We start from the raw sequence: 22,931 nt of genomic DNA on the forward strand, positions 1-22,931 counted from the left end.
CAGGGCCTGCCGTGTCTCGCGTTGCCTTTGCGTGTTCAGACGCGTCGTGCGCGTCGAGCAAGCGACGTGATCGCGCCCCTCCGCACTCGACGCCTGGCCGTCGAGCAAAATACAACTCTCAATTCCGTTTCTTGGGGAAATGACTGATGTTCAAGAGGTCTTCGGTTCACTACGGGCGAACGCCCGCGCCGGTGACGCCCTACCAGAAGGCGGCGCAAGCGTGGGACGAGCGCATCGGTTCGGCACGTGTGCAGGCCCGAAATTGGCGGCTGATGGCATTCAGCTGCCTGACGCTCTCGTGTGGGCTGGCAGGAGGGCTGGTCTGGCAATCAACGCAAGGAACGATCACGCCGTGGGTCGTCGAAGTCGATCGTCTCGGCCAGGCGCAAAGAGTAGCTCCCGCGACGTCCGATTTCGAACCCAGCGATGCGCAGATTGCCTATCACTTGGCTCGCTTTATCGAGGACGTCCGCGGTCTGCCGGCAGACGGCATTGTCCTGCGCCAGAACTGGCTCAGGGCGTACGACTTCACCACTGACCGCGGGGCCGCCGCCCTGAACGAATACGCCAGGAGCAACGATCCCTTTGCAAGGCTGGGAAAGACGCAAGTCTCAGTCGAGGTCGCGAGCGTGATCCGCGCCTCAACGGAAAGCTTCCGCGTCGCCTGGATCGAGCGCGGCTACGAGAACGGATCGCTTGGTTCAACGGAGCGCTGGACCGCCATTCTGACGATCGTCATTCAGGCCCCTCGCGATGCCGATCGGTTGCGCAAGAATCCTCTCGGCGTCTACGTCAACGCAATCAGCTGGTCGAAGGAGCTCGGGCAATGACGCCGCAATCCTCTCAAGTCGCGACCAGCGTCTCGCCAAGGTCATCGGGCAGGGCGGCCGTTTCAATGCTCGCGGTCCTCGCGTGCATGCTTGGCGCTTGCTCGACCTACATTCCGCCCCAAATCACCTATGACGCCGACGTGCCGCCACTGCCGCCGGCGCCAGCCGATGTCGATGATCGGAGCCGTCCACTTCACGTCCCGCCCGCCTGGAAGCCGGCGCTCGGCGGCAAATCGGGGGCAAAGGAGGAATCCGAGCCGGTCGACAGGGTCGAAGCCGCCAACGGTGCAGCTCGCGTCCAGCCACGGAAACGGGGGTATTTCAACGCCGCGCAGATCTACAGCTTCAGTCCCGGTGCCCTGTACCAGGTCTACGCAGCGCCGGGTCAAATCACGGACATCGCGCTGGAGGAGGGCGAACAGCTGGTCGGGGCCGGCCCGATCGCGGCCGGTGACACGGTGCGTTGGGTCGTCGGGGATACCGAGAACGGAAGCGGGGATACCCGCCGCGTCCATGTCCTGGTCAAGCCGACGCGCGCGTCGATCGAAACGAATCTCGTCATCAACACGGATCGGCGCACCTATCTGATCGAGCTTCGCGCGCGCGAAAAGCCCTATATGCCATTGGTTGCGTGGTACTACCCGCAAGATCGGCAGGGGAAAAGACAATCAGCACCTTTGACACCTGCTTTGCCCGACATCACGCAGCGCCGGTTCCGCTATCGAATCGAAGGTGACAACGCTCCCTGGCGGCCTATTGCGGCCTATGATGATGGTCGCAAGGTCTACATCGAATTTCCGCAAGGCATCGTACAGGGCGAAATGCCGCCCCTGTTTGCCCTCGGCCCCGACGGCACGACCGAGATCGTCAACTATCGGGCCTATGGCAATCTGCTGATTGTCGATCGGCTGTTCGCAGCCGCCGAACTCCGCCTGGGCGGAGAGCACCAGCAGAAGGTCAGAATTGTTCGGACCGACGGGAGCTCGACATGACCGACCGTCAGGATGAAGAACAACCGGCTGGCACGCAGCGGCCGTCTCAGGAGCAGGCAGAGCTGTTTCGGCTCCGGCCAGAATACCCGCGCGTGACCCGCCTTTCGCGCAAGGTCCTGTTGACCGGCAGCTCCCTGGTCGTAGTCCTTGTTGCTGGTGCGACCTTCTGGGCGCTGCAGAAAAATCAGGCACTCGGTCCCAGGCCAGAAGAGCTCTACAGCACTGACCATCACAATGTTGCGGAGAGTATCACTGCGCTTCCGCAGGATTACGCGAAGGTGCCACGCCAGGTGCCACAGTTGGGACCGCCGCTTCCAGGCGATCTTGGCCGTCCGATCCTCTCTGCTCAGGGGCAGCCAGCTGGCACCGCGGGAGGTATGGCCGATCAGGAACGGCAACGGGAGAACCAGGAGATAGAGGCCGCGCGCATCAGCCGTCTGTTTGCCTCCACGAATGCGCGAGAGGCCTCAAATCCGGTTGGCGTTGGGCAAGCTGTCGATCGCGCAAACCCAGCTGCGCCGAGTTTAAACAACGAGGATGGATCTGCGCAGAGCGCGCAGGACCGGAAGCTTGCGTTCGTGAATGCTGCCGTGGACAGGCGGACCACGAGTCCGGATCGAATCACGAAAGCTGCTTCACCTTATGTGGTACAGGCAGGAACGGTCATTCCCGGAGCGCTGATCACGGGGGTCCGCTCCGATCTGCCGGGACAGATCACGGCACAAGTCACCGCGCACGTGTACGACACGCCGACGGGCCGCTTTCTGCTGATCCCGCAGGGCGCGCGTCTCATAGGTGTCTATGACAGCCAGATCAGCTTCGGCCAGTCACGTGTGTTGCTGGTCTGGACGCGGCTGATCATGCCCAACGGGCGCTCCATCGTCCTCGAGCGGCAACCCGGCGCGGACCCGTCAGGGTATGCAGGTCTTGAAGACGAGGTCGACAATCATTGGGGCGAGCTCTTCAAGGCAGCCGCACTCTCGACCTTCCTGGCCGTCGGCACAGAACTTGGGGCTGGCTCCGATACCAACAGCAACGATAGTGCGATCATTCAGGCGTTGCGCCATGGCGCGGCGGATTCGCTCAACCAAACTGGACAGCAAGTGGTTCGGCGCAGTCTCAATATCCAGCCAACATTAACTGTCCGGCCCGGGTTTCCGATTCGTGTCAACATCAACCGTGATCTCGTTCTGGAGCCATATAGAGGGTGATTGCACATGCCAAAACTTAAAATCGGAGCAATCCCAGATGAAAAGCCCGTCAAGATCAGTCTCGATCTGCCGGCGTCCGTGCATCGAGATCTTGTTGCCTATGCCGAGACCCTCTCGCGTGAGACGGGCCACTCGGCCGACCCTGCCAAGCTGATCGCGCCGATGCTGGCGCGATTTATGGCCACTGATCGAGGGTTCAGAAAGCTCCGGCGTCATTCTCACCCGTCAATGGGTGAGGGAGGTGAAGGATAGCGTTCGGCCAAGAGATCCAGGAAGAGCATAAGCGCCGGGTTCTCGTTGTCCTTACGCCAGTACGCGTTAAAGCCTATACGGCTTGGTCCAGAACCGTCCTGGATTTCCCGATAGACCACGCCGGTGAAGTTGGCTCCCACGTCAGCTTCGAGGACCAGACTTATTCCAAGCCCCAAGCTGACAAGGCTCTTGATGATGCCTCGGCTGACATCATGCCGCTCGATCTTTGGCCGCCTCTCATTGGCAACCAGCTTTGAAACCAGCAGCTCCTTTATATCGCTTCCCGGATCGCGTTGACTTAGAAGAACCGTCTCGTTGAGAAGATCGGTCCAGTAGATAACGTTGCGGGGGAGCAGAGGATGATCCTTTGGAAGCACAACGAGAATGCGTTCGCTCCAAACCGGCAGACTCTTCTGACCGGCCAGCGTACGTCCTCCAGGCACAACGGCGACATCGGTCGTGCCAATGCGAACAGAATCCATCAGGCGCGTTCGTGACTGTTCGGCTGTGGTGAGTGCGACCATGGGAGCTCGCTTCCTGAATTCTGCGAGAGTGGCACGTAGATTGCCTGCAGATATGGAGGTGCAGAAACCCACGGAAAGGTGGCCCGCCTCGCCGCGGCCGCTCGAGCGGCCCGTTGCGACCAGAGTGTCGAGCTGCTCAAGGATCATTCGCGACATCTGCAGGATCGTTCGCCCGGCCCGCGTTGGCACGACCCCGCCAGTCGAACGGTCAAAGAGAGCCACTCCGACCAGGTGCTCAAATTGACTGATCGAGCGACTGAGCACCGAATGCTGCACGGCCAGGAATTCGGCGGCCTGCCGAAAGCTTCCGCAGTCGGCCGCAGCGACCGCGGATCGCAAGTGATGTAGACTGATATTGGTCGATTGGACAGGATGAGACATGTCTGTTGAGATAGCGTCGCTAATAGTTGGGAGGTTAAACGGCTGAAATACGGTACCCTCTACGCAGCTTTCAGCGCCGGCTCCCAGAGCACAGGTGAGCGGAGTGTTCCGGTGTCGCGGACCCGGGATAGTGCGGCTGCTGAAATCTCGAGATAGCCAGCAACTGCTTGGGTGTTTCCCAATGACCTTGCCTGGCCCGCCCGCCGCAGAGGCCACCCGGCGCGTCGCAAGATGCGCTCCATCCGGACGTCGGTCACCGTGATGATTTCTGTGAGCTGCCTCGAAAGGCCGAATTCGATCATGCCGGCGAAGAGCTCGTAAGTCGCGCTGGTCAGCCCGCGCATCGTTCCCCGCGCTTCAGCGTCAACATCCAGCGCGAAGCGGCTGCTTTCCCAGACTGAAGGATTCGCTTTGAGAAGCGCCCCATCGAGCAGTACAGGAAACGTATCACGCAACATGGTTGGTCCAGTCGATGGAAGCAGTCGCACGCACCCCTGAACGCTGTAATTGCTCGATCGCTGAATCAGGTAGACGGGACCGAGTGCGTCGAATTCGTCGATCTCCATGTCTCCGCTGGTCTGAACGTCCCATGCGAGTCGCTCTTTGAAAACCCGGTATCTAAGTCTGTGCATCTCACAAAGGTCTTCAGCAAAGGCTCCATAGAATTCCTGTGTGATGATCTGCATCATAATCGTGCCTCCAAAGCCGCAGGGCGGGTATTGAAGGCGAATTGCTGAGGATGTGCAGCCTCCTCAGTTAAGGAGGGTGTGATAACGAGATCCGACTGGCTAGCTCAGAACCTTTTGGCTGCATAGCGCCACCCGTTCGAGCTCGTAGCGGCGATCATCGGCTGTTCCAGTTCTTCTGCCGATTGAGGCATCTGCTGGATCCGTTCGGGAGGAGTCGTGAGACCACGTTCGGAGGGCCTAAGGGAGCCGGGGGCGCATGGCCGTCCACGATGAGCGCACCGTGGTGCTTGTATTCCGGCTCCGAGGATATGCCAAAATGAAAAAGCCGCCAGCTGAGGCTGCCTTACTCCATCGGTTTACATCCGAAGGTCTTTTTTGCTCGTCCAACTCGGCAATAGAACGGCTATTCCGGACAAGGTCTCCCGATCCGTCATGCGCGAAGCGATTGCCGTTTGGTCACTGGCCGCCCGACTCTTCAAAGCCAATTCTTCGAGCGTGAATAATTACGCGTTGTATCTGGAGCTGACTTCGATTGTCTCCAGCACGTGAACCAGCCGATATTCTCGCTGTAGTTCCAAGCCCGTCAGCTTGCGGTCAGAAAGCCTGATTATCGACTTCTGCGTGGCCCAATCGGCCTGAATCAACACAAGATTCTCTGCGCCTTTAGGAGGGCGAATCCTTATGTATGGTCGAATTGCTGGATATGACACAACACACTCGTGGACATCCTACGAGGATCAATCGGATTCAGGAGATTTCGCGGACAGGTTCGCCAATATGGACCTGGGCGCATCAGAGTCTAGCTCCTCCTCTGCAGCGCAGTCTTATTCGCTTGTGAGCGAACCTCCGATTGTGCCGATCGACAAGGCGACATTTCGGAGAGAAGCAAAGGCCTTCCAAAATGATGAGGAAATAAGGCGCATCGCCAAGAATCCTCAAGAGTACTCGCATTTCGTGTCCAAGCGAGCTGAAAACGTCAGGGAGGCTGCAATGGACTACGGCACGACGAGAGATTCGGAGGACGCGCGCTACTACAGCTACAAACTTGGAGACACAACTGCCGCGCTGCTACGAACGGAAGGCGGATTCAGTATGGCCGAGCTCCACGACGACAGATGGAGGGACTTGTTTCCCGGGCGAACTCACATCACATCCGTCGTCGATCTGCAGCTTGCCCACCCCTTGGTTGAGAACGCAGGGGACATTCTGCTCGAGCATCAACTTAGGCGGGATGCGCGCGAGGGCGAAGAACCGTTGCTCAAATGGTTTCCACTTAGTGAAGAATCGAAAGCCCGCGCGGCGAAGCTGGGCTTCGTCGAAGTCGACGACTGCAACATGGTCCTTGATCCTACGCAGCATCCCGACAAATGGACAACGAACAGCGCAGGTGAGTGGCAGCGCGCAAACAAGCCTGAACTCTATCTGGCTAAAGCGGAGGACGGCGAGCGCGATGATGCCATTGTAGCAAGGTCGGGGTACGAGTATGAAGATGACTACATGTGATCGGAGAGCGATCGAAACCGCCGCGGATTGAGAAACTGATCGATCTACTCTGTTTTTCGATCTTCGAAGAGCTCGCAAACCATACGCGGAGACGGCAATGCGCGCCTTGAGCGCGCCTGCTCATCCGCCGCACGATGTGCCCTGGGTCTCTCCATAGGGAATACCTCGCTACGGCCAAGCGCGCTAAATTTAGGCGGGAACGCTGCCTCGTGAGAAGGTGCAGAACGGGTCGGCGCGATCTTGCCCGCGACCTAGAATTGCGGCCCTCTACTGAGATCTTCCTGTCCTCTGCTGGTCCGTGTGTGCTGAATCACCTCGGGTCCAAAGGAATCAGGGCGCGCCAAGTAGGTCGCAGAATGGATTTGCGCCAAGGTTCGTCTCCAGGATTTGTTTTCTGGGTATGGACGCCGCTAAGACGATGCCGGAACGATGAGACCAGCGATGGCGTGACGTACGGCGGGCACTGTTGGTTGAGGCGAGGCCAGCAACAGATCCCAGTTGCCTATAGCAAAGCATCTGCCATCGGCTGAACGCTCCTGCGATCACCACTGCCGGTTCCTATGACCCAAGCCATCCAGGAAGAGCTTGAGCCAGCGTTAGAATTCGCCTCCATTCCGCCATGGCCAGCCCGCCAAAAGCCGGCCATCCAAACATCATTGAAAGATCGATTGGGAAACCTCCTTAAAGCGCCCAATCCAACAACCTGCCAAAGCAGTGCTAGATCTTTCGACCAGCCGCAATAAATCGCGCGACCGCTTGGGTCGTCGATCGAACGCCCAGCTTGGCTTTGGCGTTGTCCAGGTGAAACGCGACCGTATGGTGAGAGATGCCCATGATCCGGCCAATTTCCCAGGACGACTTGCCCTGAGCGGCCCAATCCAGACATTGGATTTGCCGCCGAGAAAGCGTGACACCATCAATCTGATCGCGGGCGCGCAGCTTACGTTGCGCGTGTGCATGGAAAGTCGTTGCTATAAAGGGAAGTATACGAGCATGCCGGCGTACGGAACGTCCAAAGGACGCGCCTCGTTCGCTGGCAGCAAATGTGACCGCGGCAACCGCGACGCCGCCCTCGTGAATCGGAACGGTGAAGCCGCAGCGAATGCCAAATCGGGCGGCCTCCTCGAAAAGCTGACGCGCAGGCTCCGAATGTGCTTCCGGTCCGAGACCAAGGCCCCACTCAAAGGCCTTGTCCCGGCGAACAGATTGCATAATCACAGGATCGAACTGATGATACTGCTGCTGGACGTAGTGCGAAGTCCAACTTGATGGATAGGTCGAAATCAGAAGGGGCTGCGCACCTGGTCTGGAAGACAAAACGAGGTAGGCGAAAGAAGACAGCTCGAGCGCGGCGGCAGTTTCGGCCATTCCAAGCCTAAGGTCATCGACGTCAGTGCTTTCGATGAGTTGGTCGACGAAAGCTTGAAAAACGTAACGCATTGTCCTTCTCACTGTAGACACTCGTATGACTTTGGCCTCGATCAACAAATTCACATTCGGGTTCGAGTCACTTCGTCGCGCACGGACAAGTCCTGGGACGTCTTTCAGGATCATGCGCGAACGCGGGCGAAAGCTGATCGCTTGCCTCCAATGATGAGATCAAGTCGGTTCAGGTCAAGTAGTGCTCGATATCTTGTGATTGTTTTGATGCGGGTCCCCTAGCCGCGCGATCGCAGTGGCAAATAGTTTCCGCTCGTCACGAGAATTGGTCCGGTCATCCACCATTTGCGGCTGCTCATCGACGGTTGCGGTGCCGGTCTCGTTCGCTTCTATGAAATCCTGCGTGGTTGCTCAGAAAATCGCGGAATTTCAGCGCGACTTGGCTCCACTTTCGCAAGTTTGCACCGCGATTCCCACTAGAAAGGGGGCCGTCCAAAAGGAGATTCCAAATGAAGGTCGGTGTTCCCAAGGAGATCAAGACGCACGAATACCGCGTGGGTCTGACTCCTGGGGCTGTCCGCGAATATGTAGCCGCAGGCCACAGCGTTCTGATCGAGACCACGGCCGGTGCTGGCATCGGCGCAACAGACGACCAGTACCGCAAGGCTGGCGCGACGATTTTTGGGTCCGCTCACGATGTATTCGCATCGAGCGAGATGATCGTAAAGGTCAAGGAGCCCCAGCCTTCGGAATGGACTCAGCTGCGAGAGAACCAGATCCTCTTCACATATCTGCATCTGGCGCCGGACCCGGAGCAGGCTAAGGGCCTCATGAAGTCCGGATGTACCGCCATTGCCTACGAGACGGTGACTGGTCCGGCTGGCGGGCTTCCGCTGCTTGCGCCCATGAGCGAGGTTGCGGGCAGGCTTGCGATCGAAGCAGCGGGTGCGGCGCTGAGGCGCTACTCAGGCGGGCGGGGGCTGTTGATCGGCGGCGTGCCCGGTGTGCAGCCGGCCCGTATCGTTGTGATCGGAGGCGGGGTCGTTGGTGCGCATGCCGCACGGATGGCGGTGGGACTGGGTGCCGAGGTCACGATCCTCGATCGTTCGATTCCCCGGCTTCGCGAACTGGACGAACTATTCGAGGGGCGCGTTCGCACCAGGTTCTCGACCATAGAAGCCGTTGAGGAGGAAGTATTTGCAGCGGACGTTGTCATTGGGGCGGTGCTCGTTCCCGGCGCCAGCGCGCCGAAGCTGGTCAGTCGCGGCATGTTGAGTTCGATGCGTAAGGGCTCCGTCATCGTGGACGTCGCCATCGATCAGGGCGGATGCTTCGAGACCTCGCGTCCGACGACGCATGCGGATCCAACCTACGAGGTGGACGGCGTCATCCATTATTGTGTCGCCAATATGCCCGGAGCTGTCCCGCTCACCTCAAGCCAGGCATTGAACAACGCCACGCTGCCCTTTGGCTTGGCTCTCGCCAACAAGGGATTTGCAGCCGTGCTCGAAAATCCGCATTTGCGCGCAGGCCTCAATGTCTATCGGGGCCGGCTAACTTATAAGGCCGTGGCCGAGAGCCTGGGCCTACCCTTCTCACCCATCGACCAGGCCGCGGCCTGATCCCCAGAGGCTCCTTAGGGGGCGTTTTCCTCCCTGACTTGGGCCACTCCTTCGGAGTGGCCCTTTTTTGCGGGAGGAATGGCACCTTGTGCGCGAGTCCTTGCCGGCGCGGATATCGTCCGGATATCTCGTCCGTCACCGCGGCCTTGGTGTTTCGAAAATCTCATCGTGGGCGTCGACCATCCGGACTGGCACGATAAGCTTAAGTCAGCTATAGCTAACCCTGCACTGTTTGCATCGACAGTAGAAGCCATCGCGAACTCCATCTCGCATATGAGCGCTTCGGCATGAAGGTCGAGCCACGGCACTTGGAATGAAAACAACGTCGGTGACGATCGACATCGGGCAATACCGGACAGATCCGGAACAACGCCGATGGGAACTACCATCGTGGGGACACCCTCTTTCTCAAGGGGTCTTGCCGCTCTTTATTTCTCACGATGACCATCTGGTGCCCATCGGAACGGCATTCACTATTGGGCGCGGATTATGTTTTGCTGTGTCCGCCGCCCATAATGTTCGCGAAGCCTGGAAGCGCGAGCAGCGTCTCAACCATTTGCTGTTCACTGAGAAACTGCGAGCCTCGGTCGAACTCAGAGAGGCAGGCTTCTCGCTTCTTCACCAGCGCTCGACCGAAGGCGGCATAGCTTTCAGTTTTTGGCCCCTTGAAACCGTCGAGGCTGCACCGCCAAGCGACCTTGTGATCGGGTACCCGCAGTTTCAGAGCGAATTTCCGACATTGGTCAATCGCTTGAGCTTTGACGTTCCCGAAATCGGCCGTAGCGTTTGGAGCATCGGATACACTGAGATGAAGCCAGACAGGATCCCGTTGGCCGACCTCTCTAGTGGAAAATTCAATCTGATGCGCGACTACAGCCATAAGCTAACGGTTGTGGAAGGCACCGTGCAGCGTATCTTCACTCAAAAATTCGCGTCTGGATTCGTTGAGGGTGCCTGTTTTGCGTTTGATGAAGAAATTTCTCCCGGGCAAAGCGGGGGTCCTGTTATGACCACCGACGGTGTCGTCGTCGGCGTCAATTCGGCAACTGCAACAGCTTTTTTCGACCAGCCCACGAGTGTTGCATCACTACTGTACCCGATGCTGTTCCACCAGCTCCGCTTCGGACTCACGATGGGTCCCGTACGCATGAACGCCTCTCGCCCATTAATCGATCTGATTGCCGAAGGCAGGATCCCTACCGACGGCAGCGAAGAACGAATTGCAGTTTGTCGAGATGATGCGACGGGAGCGCTGTCAGTAAGTCCCCGATCTCCAGTAGCGACAACTCAATTCGTACACGACGATTTTGCGTCGTTCAAAGCGGGACGTGGGGCAACGCAGCAAAAAAAAGCCATATACCGGCTGCGTAGAGTAATTTCCGAGGAGGACTCCGGCAAATAGCGCGTACGGTCGGAAGGCGGCGAGCGACCCTACGTTTCGAACCAGCCGTCAGGTCCGGACCACTCGTTTTGGATTATCTCTGACTGTCTGTAAGCAAGGACGGCGCGACCGAATGCACCGACAGCACCGACGCATAGGTTACGAGTAGCATGGAGACCGATCGCCGGCCCTGTCTCCCCAATTCTTCAGCGAAGTTGGCCGTGGGCGAGACTCTATGAGCCATGAATATCTGCCGGACAAATCAACATAGACCAATGCGTCGTACCCCGCGCTGTTCTCACGCCCACAATGAGCTGTCTTCTAAGCCAATCCGTTGGCGACCATTTTGGCTGCATTGGGCACCTCCAATGCTACCTCGGGGCGCATATTCGGCTAAGACGTCCGTCATTTTGTTCTGACCGAAATTTCAGCCCTCAATCGGGCCTCGGCCGGAAGGCAATCGCTATACTTGCGCACCGGGACACTTGTATAACTTATACCGGATGTTGCCGCGACGATCCCGGAGGCGGCGCGACAGGCTAAATGGATAAGTTTTTCGAGCTCGCCGATGCAGTTTGAATGAAAGGTCGAGATTCTCTCTTGTCACAAGGTACATCTAGTTCAGCAAGCGGTGCGACCGCAGCCCAAGCCGGCTACGAGTATCAGCTCAACGTATCGGTTCTAGCGGCGCTGCGATTGCTGCTGATTACGAAATCGGCGACGCGCATCACGTTAGAACCTGCGAATGAAGAGGATCTGGAAGCGGACCTAACACCCAACCAACCCGGCCGGGTGGTACCGAGCGCGAACCTTGCGAGCGGCTACAAGCTCGTTGTCCAAGTGAAGTACCGCGGGGGTGAACCCTGGTCTATCGAGGACTTCGACAACTTGCTAAAGCACGGAGAGAGGAGAACGCCGGCGAAGCATCATCTCGATGATCCGGACGCGCGGTTTCTGTTGGTCACCAACGCTGACGCCAAAGGCGTCGCCCGGAATTTACTCGTCTCCGACTTTGAGGAGCAACCGAACCCACAGGAATTTCCGCCGTCACTCAGGACGACACTGCCCTATGCTCCAGAGGGACGCATCGCGATCCGAGGCGGCGCTACCGAACGATTAATTGAGTTGGAGATCGGCCATATATTGAGCGAATTGCTTCGCGTCCCACACTCGCGTCAGATGCAGTGTCGCGAACAACTCTGCCAAGAAGCTCGACGCAGAATGCGTGGGACCAGTCCGGGCGTCTGGACACGAGATGATTTATTGGCAACGATCCGCGCCCACGGCGGATCCTTGGCCAGCGCAGCGGAACTCGTAGGGTTCGTCAGGCCATCGAACTTCGATGAAATGGGATCTCTCCTGCAAAAGCGAAATGCGATCGTAATCACCGGGCCTTCCGGGACAGGAAAGACGCTGGCTGCAATTGCGCTTTGCGAGATGGCCCGTCAGCACGACGGACGAATCGATATTGTCTCCGTAAACCCGAATGATGAACCATCGATTACCAGGCGATTGATCGATACCGGTCCCACGCTTTTCTACGTCGAGGACCCCTGGGGCCAATATAGTCTGAGACGCGGGTCTGAAGCCTGGACAGAGCAACTACCACGTTTGTTGAGGGACGCGCGTCCTGGGCATCAATATGTCGTAACTTCCCGCAGCGACATGCTCGGCCGAGCCCGCGCCAACGACGGGTTGAAGCGTTGGTCGATCGAGCTGAACGCGGATCAATATAGCAACGGGGAGCTGGCACATATCTATGATAAGCGCATGGACCTGCTCGCGACCGATCTTCAGCCCAAAGCGCTTAAATTCCGAAAGGATACGCTCGAAGCCCTGGAGACCCCGCTTGAGCTGGACTTATTCTTTACCAACCTCGCTGACGGGCCTCGGTCGGAGGAGGTGGATCGTGCGTTCTTTCGACGCCTGCTCGGCCTAGCCCACCGAGATGCCGTCGAGGGCGTCGTCGTCAAGTATCTCGGTTCGACCGACGAGATCGGCCTTTCTGCCGTCATATGGGGCCTGCTCGCGGCGCGAGGTCAAATCGATCGCACCCAGCTAACCGCACTACAGCGTCAGTTGCGAAGGTCCGATGCCGGATTGGCGGATGGGCTAGAAAAGACGATCGACCGCCTAGTCGCGACACGCCACCTCCGCCAGCCACGACGTACGGTTTCATTCGCGCACCCGAGCGTCCGCGCGGGGTTCGAAACGTTCGTAAAGGAGAACTGGTCTCGCAGTGAGGCGGCCCTCGAGTCACTTCTTACGGCGCTCACTGAACTGACGGGTGCCCATCGCGCATGGGGTTTGGAAACGGCGGCACGTGCGCTGGATGCAGCCAATGATCTGTGGACGACGATCGAGGGAATGGACGGCACGTTCCAGGCACGGGACGAAAGCCGCTCCGCGATTGATAACTGGCTCGAGGAATCCCTGCTTGACACTGATGCCGATTTCCAGGCCCTGCTGCAGTTGGCGGCAGATGTTGGCACGAGCAGGTCTATCCCCTCTGAACTAGCGCGATGGTTTATCAGAGGGGTTCGACGAGGCGGTGCGTTCTTTATCGACGATTGGGAACCGCCAAGCTTTGACGATGACTGGTACGAGCGAGTTTCGGCTGATCCCCGCTCGGCACGTATCGCCGATCGCTTCATTCGCGAGCAGCTTCCACAGGACCACGGAGCCTATGGCCGCGACCTCGTAAACAAACTCGACCGGATTGCAACTGGTCTTACACCCGCGTTCCTTGCGGTCGCTCACAAATTGATCGGGACAGGGCTCGATCGAAACGTCGACGCAGTAGCGGAAGGCGCGGTCCGAGATCTCGCGGGATACGAGGCTGTGTTGATCGAGGCACTCGACGATCTGGCAGCCATACGGCGATCGCGCCGAGAAAACACCGGCAAGGAGTGGCGAGCGATTGAGGATGGTGAGTACGACAAAGGTTATGAGGAATATTACGCCTCGCAAGATGACGATAGGGACTACGCATCAGGTGTCTTCGTTGACACCTTCATCGAAACCATGCGTACCGCCGGCCGCTGGCAGGATCTGGCCAACCACGCGCGGCTAACAGACTTCGCTTGGAACTGGGCGCTGGAGGTCTCTGGCGCCAACGCTACGGCTACTCCAGCCGAAATACGTACGGTTCTGGAAGCGACCCGCAAGAGCGGCGATGAGGAAGCAGGCTGGAATGCGGCGCGTCAGTGTTGGGATGCGACCTTGGAGAAGCTTCTGGCGGAACGGATCTTGTCGCAGCCGGATGATGAGGGCTTGCGCAGGTCCCTGATACAATGCGCGTGCACCGCGGCCCCGTCAGTCTTGATCAATTGCCTGGAGACGCCTGCAGCGTCACCCTCAGTGTTCGTTCATCTGTTGGTCGATATTTATGCCGTTCAAGCGCGTGTCGAAGCAGAACGATTAGAATCGCTACTGGCGAAAGTCTGTCCAGAGGCAAGGGAACTACTTGAGGCGTTTGAAACCAAGAAGCAAGGGCCAGGTCCGGTAGGAGCAGCTGCCCTCGCCTTGCTTGAGGCTGCAGTCGCTGTCGCGGCGTCGACCGTGCTAGGTGTGATCGTTCCAGTGATGATCGCGAGTGGATCAAAGCCGGCCGGCGCTGTCCAGAGATGGCTCACGGAAGCAAAGGACGGCGCCGACGCAGCTGCCGCAACGGAGGCGGCGATTGCGATTGACGAGGAACCTCTTGTCTGGCTGGCCCTACACCATAATCGCGCCGACGCGCGTCAAAAGGCACTTGAATATCTGGCATCAAAGCTACCAAATCCGCTCCCCAACGAGATCCTAGGTCTTGCGAGTGACAAAGGTAGTCGGGTTCGCCGCAGTTTGACGACTGCCCTCAGTAGTCGGCCCCATGCGGAGCATTTTCCGATACTCATGCGGCTCACTCTGGACCGATGGTCGGATGCCGAGCCGCACTATCAAGAGCCAGACTCCTATCCGATTGCACGCGAATCTGTGGCCGCGCTAGACAAGTATGGATCGCTCGATGATGAGAGCGGAACCAAGCTGATCGAGTTGGCCAAGGAGACCTCCGACCCGCAGCTGCGCCGGGATGCGCTTAGCGCCGCGGCCCGGCTTTGCGGCCCGGCAATTCGACGCCAGATTTGGTCGCTCTTTGCGGACAAGGCGCTTGGTTGGCCGCGCGTCGATGCCATTGACGCATTGAGCACCGCCAGCACGGTCGAGCTCGAAATCGTCGGGAAGATCACCGCAGACCGCTTGATGAGATTGCCGGCGCCGCTGGCGGCCTCTGCCACGGTTCTGGTGGGCGCGCATCTCCCAGTCGCCGATGCAGTTCAGATATTTGAGCGAGTCGGACATTCCCAATCGCACCGCGCGTTGCTGCTCCTCGGGGCCGCCGCGTTGGAGAGCCGTGACCGTGGGGCTGCGCTTGGTCTCCTCGGGTTGCTCGACGCCGGCCATCCCGCACAAAGATTGCTGGCACCTAGTGAGCTTCTACCGCCGACTGTTCTCGACGATCTTGGTCACGTCCGAATTCGACGATATGTGGGCCAGTGGCTCAGGCATCGAATTGCAAAGTGATGATTGCGGGCGGTGCGCACAACGGCTTACGGACGTGGCGAGGTGCCTCGCTGTCGTTCTCTAGAGAACACTGCCCGATTGTTGTCGAGGCTCACCTGTTATGGTTTCCGCGTTGTAGGGATCAAGATGATAACAACGATCACGCCGCCGACGTGGCAAGATCTCCAGTTTGAAGTTGCGCGCGTTCTTGCGGAATGTGGCTTTATCGTCGCGGTCGAGAGAGTTACTCCCACCGTGAGGGGGAGCGTTGAAATCGACGTGTATGCGGAGGAGCTAGTTCGCGGCCGCCGCTATGTCGTTCTCTGCGAGTGCAAGTATTGGAAATCCGCCGTTCCCCGAAATGTCGTCCACGGATTTAGGACCGTCGTCGCCGATACAGGCGCACACAAGGGCTACATCATCAGTATGAATGGATTTCAGGCTGGCTCTTTCATGGCCGCCGACGCAACCAATCTCGAATTGGTGACCTGGGAGCAATTTCAGGAATCGTTCGAGTCCTCGTGGCTGATCAACTGTTTTTCTCCAAAGCTGTTGGCAGAGCTCAATGGTCTCATGACACATTCAGAGCCGTTCCTACCACTCTGGTTTCCAGAGCTTTCGGATGAGGACAAAGGGATTTTCCTGGCTCTCAAGAAAAAGCATACCGAACTCGGGTGGCTCCTGCAGACTCTTGCCATGCATTCGCATACGCGCAGCAACCTCCCGTACCCAAAGCTGCCGCTCATCGCCAGTTTAGGCGACAAGTTTGATTTGAAGGAGGTGCCCGATTCGATCAAGAATGCGATGGGATATCGCGAGGTTCTGGAGAGCGCCCTTGAATATGGGGGCAAAGCGCTTGCTGAATTCCGTGCCCTGCGCGACAAAGCGGTCAAACCCAGTGATGCAAGCGCCGTGCGTCGGCATCAGGCCTGAAGTCGTGTACCACTTCGCGCCCGAGAGTCATCGGTTGCGACGGGATCGGGCCGCTGCCGACCCGGATCATACCTATCCGGCAATTGGCTCGATCTTCGCCCAGGAATCCTCCGTCAGGCGCAAGAAGTTCATAAGCAGCACGTGCCCTTGTTCCGTGAGTATCGATTCTGGATGAAACTGCACGCCAAATGTTGGTTGGAAACGATGCGCGAGCGCCATGACCTCGCCTTCGTCCGAACGCGCCGTCACCGTGAGATGCGGCGCGCACGCCTCATCCAGCTCAACAACAAGAGAATGGTAGCGCCCAACGCGAAGTGGAGACGGGAGCTCCTTGAATAGCCCCCGACCGTCATGCGTTACAGTGGAGGACCGACCATGCATAGGGCGACGTGCACGGGCCACGCGTCCGCCGAAAACGCTCCCAATACACTGGTGTCCGAGGCAAATGCCGAAAAGGGGTACGCGACCTGAAAGCTCGCGAACGACGGCCGTGGATATTCCGGCCTCAAGTGGAGTGCAGGGACCGGGCGAGATGACCACGGCGCGCGGCTTCAGGCCAACAAGGTCCGTGACGCTGATCGCGTCGTTCCGGACCACCTCCGCCTCCTCACCAAGGTTGCGGAAATAGCGGGCAATGTTGAAGACGAAGGAGTCGTAGTTGTCGATGATGACAATCAAAATGCACCCCTTCGTTCAGCACGAAATGCATCGAAGATGCGCTCCGCCTTGGCGAGCGTCTCCTCGTATTCGGCCTCGGGGTCCGACATCGCCGTAATGCCGCTGCCTGCATGAAAGACGGCCGCATCGCCGTCGATCGTTACAGTGCGAATCGCAATGTTTGTGTCCATGTGCCCGTTAAAGCCGATGAAGCCAATCGCTCCGCAATAGAGCTCGCGTGCCACACGCTCGATTTCCGCTATAATTTCCATCGAGCGCACCTTTGGTGCTCCGGTAATGGAGCCGCCGGGAAAGCAAGCGCGAAGTAAGGTAACGGCGTCCTGGTCTCCTGCAAGTTCACCCGTAACGACCGACACGAGATGGTGCACTGAGGCATAGGATTCGAGGTCGCACAGCGCTGGGACCTCGACCGAAGGTGCAGTGCAAACGCGAGACAGATCATTACGCAGGAGGTCGACGATCATAATGTTCTCGGCGCGGTCCTTTTCAGACGCAACGAGGACTTCAGCTCGGCGTTTGTCTTCCTTCCAATCAGCGGAACGCGCGATCGTGCCCTTGATGGGGCGCGTTTCGACCCGGCCTCCGCCAAGCTTCAGGAAGCGCTCCGGTGAGCTCGATGCGACGGTCAGCTTGCCATAGCGCAGGAGCGCCCCAAACGGTGCGGGGTTTGATGATCGTAGCTCGCTGTAGAAGGTGAGGGGGTCGAAGGAAGTCGGCACCCTGGCGCTGAAGCGCTGCGCAATGTTGGCTTGGAAGACGTCTCCGGCCAGAATCAAGCCGACGACGCGCTTGACCGCCGCAATATAGTCATCGCGGCTGAAGTTCGAATGCCAGGCGCCCACGCTGCCGGACGATGCATCCCGCGGCGTTTCTGCGCGGGCAAGGAGAGATGCAAATTCGTCAGCTCGGCGGTGCGCACGCTCTACGCGGCGAATAGGATCCTGCTCCGGCCATCCGGTCGAAACGATCCAGCATTTGTTGTGCCGGTGGTCGTAGCTCACGACTACGTCATAGAAATGCAGGAGCGATTGGGGCAATCCTTGGCCGGGAATTACGGACGTCGGCAAGTGCTCTAACGTCCTGTTTAGATCGTAAGCAAGGAAGCCGGCCGCGCCTCCCTGGAACGGGGGGAGATCGGAGCGATGCTCTTGCGAATAGTTGGCGAGAAGGGCACGAAGAGCTTCCCACGGGTCGCCCTCAAGAGCCTCTTCGTTCCAACTCGCCTGTCCGTCCGCGACCATAAAGGTACCGAACGGGTCGCAGCTCAGATATGAATAGCGGCCGAGCAATTCATGCGTTGCCGCGCTATCAAGAAACGTAAGCTGCGATCGATGCGCCAAACGTCGCATCGCCGTGACGGGCTCGATCCACTGCAGCTCGCGGACGTGCACTGGGCTGTCAATCACCGATGAATTGCATGCTGTGAGATGTGCTCAGATTGCGATCCCTACTCAATCGAGAGGCGCTCGTCTGGGGCCCGGAGACCATCCAGGCCGATTGTCAGGTTAGCCCCCGCCAGTCGGCTCGAGGCCCCGAGCGACTTGACCTGCTGCTGCCATTGAGGCGAAGCGCGCATCCGTTGATACGGTGTAGTCGGCCGCAAACCGCAGCTCGCGGAGCGGTCGCACCCGACTAATCGATTCCTGGTACAGCTCATGAGCCCTGTAGGCTGCGAGTTCCCTCTCGTTGTCGAACTCACCGTAGACCACAACGTCGATATCGTTGCCGAACTGGTCGGTCTTGCGATTGCGACCAACCTCCAGCAGGCGTGCATGCGGGATTGTGGTGAGAATTGACAGGCCTTCGATCATTTCGTCGATCCGGGCCTTATCCTTGGCGGTAAACAAAACGATGTGACGAATCATGAATGGCCTTGGGTTGATATCGCAAGTAGGCGCATAACTATCTTGGCATTGAGCCCGCTGCAACATTACCGCGGCGCGTCGCAATCGCCACCATGGCATCGCTGCTGGAGCTTCTGCCCGTGGTCAAGCGGGGTCCATTTGCGGCACGTGACCGCAGTCCGGGCCCAGCGGCCAGCGCGCGCGCTTCAGACCGCACGACGTGAGCCGCCGGTACTCAGTCATGGTGCCTCGGTGTCGGGATGAAACCGCTCTCAAATCCAGCCACACGCCATCGGTCTTGCAAGCTCTCCTTGTTGGGATCTCCGCAGACCAAAGGGGCCGCGTGAATTCGTCCTTCGTCCATGCGCTTATCGGTAGTCACCAGCACGACCCGCCTCTTCCGGGAGCCAATAGCCGCTCATGAGGTGCAACCCACATCGGCTTTTTGAGGCGGTTGATGGTCGCGGCACGTGAGCGCTCCAGCTTTGTCGAGACGGCATCGCGATCGGGCCGGCCACGACCTGGGCGACACGCTCGAGACGTCGTCCTCGATAGGCCCGGTCGTGCGCAGCCACTCTAGGCGTTGCAGAAGCAGCTTTGGACCGATCTACGATCGGGCTCAGCTGGTCGGATGTCAGCCGATCGTCCCTCTGCAGTGCGGCCGCTATGCCGAACCAATAGCCGATTTCTACGATGAATTTCTGCGCCAAATCGAGAAACATCGCATGATGGGTGCGCTGGCAGGAAGGAGATTGGCGAATTTCTTCTAGAGCAAGGAGATAAACTTTCCGCTTATCGACGGTGCCCGATCGAAAGGTGCGCAGGTCAAGGTCAAGGCAACGAGTGTAGGCGGAAATGGATGCCGAAGCGCGGCGCGGATTGAGCTACGTCGCGCCCTGCCACGCGTCGCAAGCCTGAGCCTTCCAACGAGCAAGGGGAGATGCAGAAATTGGAGACTGACATGTCCAAAGACCATCAAAAACTTCAGCGCAACACCGTCAAACGGTGCGCCATCTGCGCCGGAAAGTTTGGCCTTATTCGTTACTACTCTTCGCGAACCGCCCTCTGCTCAAAGAGATGCGTTGAGCACTTCAAGTCCCGTTGCGAAGCGGACAGCAATTGGTTGCGGCGATTACCTGCTGCCTGAGTGGTCACCGGCGGCTGAGACGGCGCCCGACCGGAGGACGCGCCTCCTACTGCGGTCCGGAGTGCCGCACGTTTACTGCGGCGTCGAAATCGTTGACGTCGATTAGCGCGCGACAATCTCGCGAACTGCGCACCGACCTCAGGGAAGGCGTGGATCTCACCATCATGAAGTTCGTATTGGTCAATCACAGAGCCCCACTTAACAGCGCGGCTTGTACCGCATGCGCGGAAGTTCTCGGCACCGGATACCTGCGGGACGTGTCGACGCAGAGGCCGTACTGTGGTTACGATTGCTACCTTCGCTATGAAGCCAGGAGCCTGTTGATGCCCTGGCTGAAAACGTCATGTGCCGAAGCGAATGCCTCGAAGCTTCACGCCTCGCCGCTCGAACTCATGACGTCGTTTGCCGCAGCATCCTGCTGGTATTCGATGTCACTTGCAGCCTTGCGGGTGGGGGAGCTCATGGCCGTAGCGCTGTCTAACACTGTGCGCGAGGGAACATGGACGTTTGGTTCGCTCCCGTGGCGGGGCTATGGAGGCGGCCCCAGCCCGCCGCAATGAGGTCCGCCGAGCTAGATGCGTCGATGCAGATACCAAGAAGCAGCTCCGTTGTTGCAAGTTTTAGGAACACCAAAATGGCGGAGCATAGCTTCTGGCGCTTCTCGCGTACTTTGCATCGCGCGATCAATGACCGGCATTTTGAGTACATCGAGGCCCTCCTCGACGAGGAGGTCGACTGGACGCTCTATGGTCCGACCGACATGTTTCCATTTCTCGGCACTCGGCACGGCAAGCGCGCCGCGCTCGGCGTCATCCGGGAGATCTCTGACAATGTCCAAATTCGCCGTTTCGACCGCGAGACTACCATGCTCGGCGTCGATTCCGCAGCCTCCATGCTGCGCTGTTCCCTGACGGCGCGCCAATCCGACAAGTCCATCTCGCTGCGCGTGGCGCAGTTCGCCCAGTTCAAGGCCGGTCGGCTCATCAGGATGCGTGTGCTCGTCGACACCTTTGATCTCGTCGAGCAGGCACTCGGCCGGCAAATTCATCTCCCGAAGATGACAAGCTGAGGTGAGGGACGCCAGCGGGTCTCTCCCTTTTGGGGTCGATGATGGCGGGTGCGCGATGCTTACGCCGGACGCGATCGCGTCTTCATTGCGTGGTGATGATGGCGATCGGCGTCAACGTAGACAACTTCGTAAACGGACCGGAAGCCTCTTCCTGTCAGGAGGCGGGAAGGGCAAGGCGCTCAATGGTTTGAATGTGGCGCGCGAGCAGGCTGCAGGCTTGATCGACGTTGCGGGATCGCAGTGCCTGCAGAATCAGCCGGTGATCCTGGTTGGACCGCGGTCGCCAGCCGGCACTTCGCGCCATTGCGAACACCAACCGCGAATTTGCAAGCTGCAGTCCATCGAGGCTGGCGAGCAGGCGCGGCATCGCGCAGGGCGAAACAAGCGCGTGGTGAAAGGCGCGGTTGGCCATTTCAAAATCCTCAATTGTCTCGGCATTATCTCCTTCAATGAGGGCGAGCTCGACCCGTGCCAAATGGGCCGACGTCAGCTTTGGAGCCGCATTGCGCAGTGCGACGACCTCGAGCGCGGCGCGCATCTCGGCGATCTCCTTCACCGACTTGATGTCGAGAGGAGCAACCCGCACGCCATGACGGGGTCGAGCTACGACAAGGTGTTGGGCTTCCAGCTGCCGAAAGGCCTCGCGGACCGGAACGTGACTGGAATTGAATTGCCGCGCGACATGATCCTGCCGGAGCGGAGCGTCTGGCTGCAGCGCGCCGGTGATAATGCGCTCACCGATCGAGTCAGCGATGCGGCCGGCGACCGTCGTGTTCTCGTCCATCACCATAGATTATCTACCAGAAAAACGAATGCGTTCACTTAGAACATCCTCTAGCATTGGTCGAGGCTCGTTATCATAGATAATCGCTCGCATTATCTATGACTGATCGCAAGTGGGGGCAGGCTCTTATGGTTGCTGCTGTGGACGGGAAGCGAAGCGACGGAGGCAACAGCGCGCACCTTCGTAGAAACTGGAAGCGCACCGAGGCTGAAGCAATTTATCGCCTGCCGTTTGCCGAGTTGATGTTTCAGGCGCAGAGCGTTCATCGGGCCAACTTCGATCCGAACCACGTCGAAACCGCAAGCCTGCTCAGCATCAAGACCGGCGGCTGTCCGGAGGACTGCGGCTACTGCTCGCAGAGCGCGCATTACGATACTGGGCTGAAAGCCACCCGCCTGATGAATCGCGCGGATGTGGTCGCGACCGCGCAGCTCGCCAAGGATGCTGGAGCGACCCGCTTCTGCATGGCCGCGGCCTGGCGCAGTCCAAAAGACCGCGATCTTGATCAGGTCTGCGACATGGTCAGTGCGGTCAAGGGTCTCGGCATGGAAACCTGCGTCACGCTCGGTATGCTGACGCCGAAGCAGGCGGCGCGGCTCTCAGGGGCCGGTCTCGACTTCTACAATCACAACGTCGATACCTCGGCGCAGTTCTACGGCAAGATCATCACCACGCGCACCTTACAGGACCGGATCGACACACTTGCACATGTGCGCGAGGCGGGCATGAAGGTCTGCTGCGGCGGCATTATCGGCATGGGGGAGCTCGTCGAGGATCGCCTCGCCATGCTCGTCCTGCTTGCCAACCTCCCCAGTCATCCGGAAAGCGTTCCGATCAACCTGTGGAACGAGGTCAAGGGCGTGCCGGTGAATGACACCGCAGAGCGCGCCGATCCCATCGCGCTGGCGCGTCTAGTCGGGGCGACCCGCATCATGATGCCGAAGAGCGTGGTGCGGTTGTCCGCTGGACGTCAATACATGAGCGATGAACTGCAGGCGCTGTGCTTCCTAGCGGGCGCAAATTCGATCTTCATCGGCGATGTGCTGTTGACCACGAAAAACCGGAAAGCCGACCGCGACACGAGTTTGCTGGCCAGGCTCGGCATCACGTCCGGACTCACTGAACACCGCCGCGCGCATCCTGCGCGCCAATTCCATCGAAGGTGACCA

General features: G+C 58.9%; 18 protein-coding genes. 11 read left to right on the forward strand and 7 right to left on the reverse strand.

The window, feature by feature from the left end; genetic code table 11:
• Positions 1-146 precede the first annotated feature (146 nt).
• From trbF to YUA_RS49175, 4 genes are all read left to right on the forward strand, one after another.
• Complete coding sequence (gene trbF / locus YUA_RS0134895) at positions 147-830, forward strand: conjugal transfer protein TrbF (protein ID WP_027534834.1); 684 nt, start codon at positions 147-149, stop codon at positions 828-830.
• Positions 831-895: 65 nt separating this feature from the next.
• Positions 896-1,822 (forward strand): P-type conjugative transfer protein TrbG, encoded by a 927-nt coding sequence (gene trbG, locus YUA_RS0134900; protein ID WP_245285336.1) that lies wholly within the window; start codon positions 896-898, stop codon positions 1,820-1,822.
• Positions 1,819-3,033 carry a TrbI/VirB10 family protein gene (locus tag YUA_RS50520; protein ID WP_027534836.1) on the forward strand — a complete coding sequence of 405 codons (1,215 nt, stop codon included), beginning with the start codon at positions 1,819-1,821 and terminating at the stop codon, positions 3,031-3,033. The genes trbG and YUA_RS50520 overlap by 4 nt, the downstream gene beginning before the upstream one ends.
• 6 nt (positions 3,034-3,039) lie before the next feature.
• Positions 3,040-3,285 carry a DUF2274 domain-containing protein gene (locus tag YUA_RS49175; protein ID WP_084293070.1) on the forward strand — a complete coding sequence of 82 codons (246 nt, stop codon included), beginning with the start codon at positions 3,040-3,042 and terminating at the stop codon, positions 3,283-3,285.
• Here YUA_RS49175 and YUA_RS0134910 read toward each other — a convergent pair.
• Positions 3,252-4,190: a LysR family transcriptional regulator gene (locus YUA_RS0134910; protein WP_027534837.1), complete on the reverse strand. Its 939-nt coding sequence runs from the start codon at positions 4,188-4,190 to the stop codon at positions 3,252-3,254. The genes YUA_RS49175 and YUA_RS0134910 overlap by 34 nt on opposite strands.
• 59 nt (positions 4,191-4,249) lie before the next feature.
• Positions 4,250-4,879, reverse strand: coding sequence for an acyl-homoserine-lactone synthase (locus YUA_RS0134915; RefSeq protein WP_027534838.1), 630 nt, complete (start codon positions 4,877-4,879; stop codon positions 4,250-4,252).
• 852 nt (positions 4,880-5,731) lie between these two features.
• Here YUA_RS0134915 and YUA_RS0134925 point away from each other — a divergent pair.
• Entirely contained in the window at positions 5,732-6,382 is a 651-nt protein-coding gene (locus tag YUA_RS0134925) for an effector protein NopP (protein WP_305728023.1), read from the forward strand.
• 717 nt (positions 6,383-7,099) lie between these two features.
• Here the strand turns inward: YUA_RS0134925 and YUA_RS0134930 are convergent.
• On the reverse strand, positions 7,100-7,822 hold the full coding sequence (locus YUA_RS0134930) for a LuxR family transcriptional regulator (RefSeq protein WP_027534840.1): 723 nt from the start codon (positions 7,820-7,822) through the stop codon (positions 7,100-7,102).
• Positions 7,823-8,271: 449 nt separating this feature from the next.
• Here YUA_RS0134930 and ald point away from each other — a divergent pair, with 449 nt between their 5' ends.
• The 4 genes from ald (at position 8,272) to YUA_RS47290 (ending at position 16,240) form a co-directional block, all read left to right on the forward strand.
• Positions 8,272-9,384 carry an alanine dehydrogenase gene (gene ald / locus YUA_RS0134935; RefSeq protein ID WP_027534841.1) on the forward strand — a complete coding sequence of 371 codons (1,113 nt, stop codon included), beginning with the start codon at positions 8,272-8,274 and terminating at the stop codon, positions 9,382-9,384.
• A gap of 328 nt (positions 9,385-9,712) precedes the next feature.
• Positions 9,713-10,786 (forward strand): trypsin-like peptidase domain-containing protein, encoded by a 1,074-nt coding sequence (locus YUA_RS0134940; protein WP_156947474.1) that lies wholly within the window; start codon positions 9,713-9,715, stop codon positions 10,784-10,786.
• Between the two features lie 579 nt (positions 10,787-11,365).
• Entirely contained in the window at positions 11,366-15,328 is a 3,963-nt protein-coding gene (locus YUA_RS0134945) for a hypothetical protein (RefSeq protein ID WP_027534843.1), read from the forward strand.
• Positions 15,329-15,454: 126 nt separating this feature from the next.
• Positions 15,455-16,240, forward strand: coding sequence for a restriction endonuclease (locus YUA_RS47290; RefSeq protein WP_051383540.1), 786 nt, complete (start codon positions 15,455-15,457; stop codon positions 16,238-16,240).
• A 72-nt stretch (positions 16,241-16,312) separates the two neighbouring features.
• Here the strand turns inward: YUA_RS47290 and YUA_RS0134960 are convergent, their stop codons facing one another.
• The 3 genes from YUA_RS0134960 to YUA_RS0134970 all read right to left on the reverse strand — a co-directional run bounded on the left by YUA_RS0134960 (position 16,313) and on the right by YUA_RS0134970 (position 18,783).
• A complete protein-coding gene (locus YUA_RS0134960) occupies positions 16,313-16,918 on the reverse strand; it encodes an aminodeoxychorismate/anthranilate synthase component II (RefSeq protein ID WP_027534845.1) in 606 nt (201 codons plus the stop codon).
• Positions 16,915-18,309 (reverse strand): aminodeoxychorismate synthase component I, encoded by a 1,395-nt coding sequence (pabB, locus tag YUA_RS0134965; protein ID WP_245285337.1) that lies wholly within the window; start codon positions 18,307-18,309, stop codon positions 16,915-16,917. The genes YUA_RS0134960 and pabB overlap by 4 nt, the downstream gene beginning before the upstream one ends.
• Before the next feature lie 114 nt (positions 18,310-18,423).
• The gene (locus tag YUA_RS0134970; RefSeq protein ID WP_027534847.1) at positions 18,424-18,783 is read right to left on the reverse strand and encodes a Dabb family protein; all 360 of its coding nucleotides are present in this window, start codon (positions 18,781-18,783) and stop codon (positions 18,424-18,426) included.
• A gap of 1,760 nt (positions 18,784-20,543) precedes the next feature.
• On the opposite strand from YUA_RS0134970, the gene YUA_RS0134975 reads away from it, so the two are divergent.
• On the forward strand, positions 20,544-20,978 hold the full coding sequence (locus YUA_RS0134975; protein ID WP_027534848.1) for a nuclear transport factor 2 family protein: 435 nt from the start codon (positions 20,544-20,546) through the stop codon (positions 20,976-20,978).
• Between the two features lie 154 nt (positions 20,979-21,132).
• Here the strand turns inward: YUA_RS0134975 and YUA_RS0134980 are convergent, their stop codons facing one another.
• The gene (locus YUA_RS0134980; protein ID WP_027534849.1) at positions 21,133-21,768 is read right to left on the reverse strand and encodes a GntR family transcriptional regulator; all 636 of its coding nucleotides are present in this window, start codon (positions 21,766-21,768) and stop codon (positions 21,133-21,135) included.
• A 122-nt stretch (positions 21,769-21,890) separates the two neighbouring features.
• Between YUA_RS0134980 and bioB the strand changes: the two genes are divergently transcribed.
• On the forward strand, positions 21,891-22,928 hold the full coding sequence (gene bioB, locus YUA_RS0134985; protein WP_027534850.1) for a biotin synthase BioB: 1,038 nt from the start codon (positions 21,891-21,893) through the stop codon (positions 22,926-22,928).
• Positions 22,929-22,931: the final 3 nt, after the last annotated feature.

Source organism: Bradyrhizobium sp. WSM3983, from assembly GCF_000473045.1.
GTDB lineage: Bacteria > Pseudomonadota > Alphaproteobacteria > Rhizobiales > Xanthobacteraceae > Bradyrhizobium.